The organism is Caldivirga sp. UBA161 (assembly GCF_002506515.1).
In the GTDB taxonomy this organism is placed as follows: domain Archaea; phylum Thermoproteota; class Thermoprotei; order Thermoproteales; family Thermocladiaceae; genus Caldivirga.
In genome coordinates this window covers 28,682-30,584 of record NZ_DAXS01000071.1, presented here as the reverse complement: position 1 = coordinate 30,584, position 1,903 = coordinate 28,682, and the positions used below count along the sequence as shown (strand labels likewise).

Sequence of the window (1,903 nt, the reverse complement as noted above, 5' to 3'; positions counted from 1 at the left end):
GAATATACATAGAATAAAAATTAAGGTAAAGGCGGCCTAATGCTGAGCAGCATTGGTGCCGTTAATGGTTTCCTCGGGTAACCCTTAGTTTCCGCATCCAGCCTACTCAATAATTCCTCAATCCTCATGCTAACCTGACCCACGCCCCTAACCCTCACGCTTAATGAACCTGTCTTAGCCTCACGTTCACCGAAGACTACAATGTATGGTATCCAGAGGGTTTCAGCATCCCTAATCTTCCTACTAACAGTCTCATCCCTATCATCAACCTCAACCCTGAAGCCAGCCTCCTCAATCCTCCTAGCCAACTCCACTGCCCCCTCATTATAACTACTGGACACTGGTATAACCCTGACTTGAACTGGGGCAATCCATGTCGGTAATACTGGTACTTTACCGTTAGCCTCATTAATGGCTGCGGTATCCAGTAGGGCGAAGACGTACCTCTCAATACTGCCTAAAATGGCTGTATGTATTATTACTGGGTACTTTATGTTATTATTCTCATCCCTATACTTAATCCCAAACCTTTGGGCGTTACCAATATCGAATTGGAAAGTGGCTATTTCCCTAGGCCTCCTAAGCTCATCAATTATATGGTACTCGACGTTAAGCACCCAGTAGTATTTAGCACCCTCAAGGATCCTAACCAGTATTGGCTTACCCTCCCTCCTAGCCAACTCCACTAGGTAATCCTTATTCTGGTCGAAGAACTCCTTACTAACATTATATAGGCTAACGTAATCCCTCCCAATCTTCCTAATCTCCTCAAATATCTTAGCATGTAGCTTAAGCCCAACGTCCATGGCCTCCTTAAGGTCCTTAACGAATATGTGTAGGTCAGGCATGTAGAAGCGCCTAAGCCTAAAGCATAGCACAGTCTCACCAGGCTGCTCATACCTATAACTGTCAGCAACCTCAAGCATGCCTAAGGGTAAATTCCTATAACTTAACACCCAGTCCTTAATCATTGCGAACTGTTGGAAGCAGGCAGCGTACCTCATGACCAGTTCCTCATCAGACTCAGTGACGTACATTCTTTCCCCAAATAATCCAGCATGCTCACTGATAGCCTTATCCGAGAGCCTAAACATATTAGTTCCCTTAACCTTAAAGACAGGTATACCCAGCGACTTGGCTACCTGGTATGAGTAATCGTCAAGCAGCTCTATCATAACTGTGGCATAGGGCCCATACCTCATGTGCCCCACATCAGATAAAGGCTCCCACTCGAAGCCAAACTTAACGCAGTAGTCAATGTACCTGGGCTGCTCCTTACCCTCAAGCTCCCTCTTGAAAACCTCCTTATCAACAAGAACCTTCAAGTCAGCATCCCCCTCACTGAAGCTGTAATTAGCCGGGTCATGAACTGAACCATTAGGTGAAACAATCACGTAGTAATCCCTAGTATAGGGCTTCCTCTGAGGGGCAGGCTCCTGTGGGGTTATGGTTCTACTTAACTCCGAGAGCGGGTGCCCAAGGCAACTCACCGTGAATGCCTTATACCAGCCGAAGGGAGCCTTGTAAACCGGTATACTGGCCTTACCCTTAAGGGTCTCGTATAGTGCGTTAAGTATGGCTATAGCCCTAGGCGGCGGCGCAAGGTTGGGGCTTAGGTGGGCGTATGGGTATAGGAAGACTGATGAAGCCTTAACCCTACCTGCAACGTCAAGTACATCATTAGCCACCCTCTCCAGGAAGCTTGGTGAATCATTATCATTCTCCTCAACCGTAGTGAATACAACTAAAGTATTCTCAGCACTACCCCTCTTCAACTCCTCCGTTAATGGCTCGGGGTTCTCAACCGCCTTATCCCTAACCTCAAATGAAAAGGACCCTGCATGTATTAGAAGCAACCTCATAACAAACCTCCAGTGGATCACTTTTTAAATTAAATGTGCAT

General features: G+C 46.5%; 1 protein-coding gene. It reads right to left on the bottom strand.

Going from position 1 to position 1,903, the window contains the following annotated elements; translation table 11 throughout:
• Positions 1–20 precede the first annotated feature (20 nt).
• A complete protein-coding gene (locus BP896_RS08425) occupies positions 21–1,862 on the bottom strand; it encodes a threonine--tRNA ligase (protein ID WP_291767498.1) in 1,842 nt (613 codons plus the stop codon).
• Positions 1,863–1,903 lie beyond the last annotated feature (41 nt).

Coding starts and splice junctions, on each gene's coding strand:
- BP896_RS08425 (WP_291767498.1), bottom strand. CDS start 1,862: ATGAGGTTGCTTCTAATACATGCAGGGTCCTTTTCATTTGAGGTTAGG.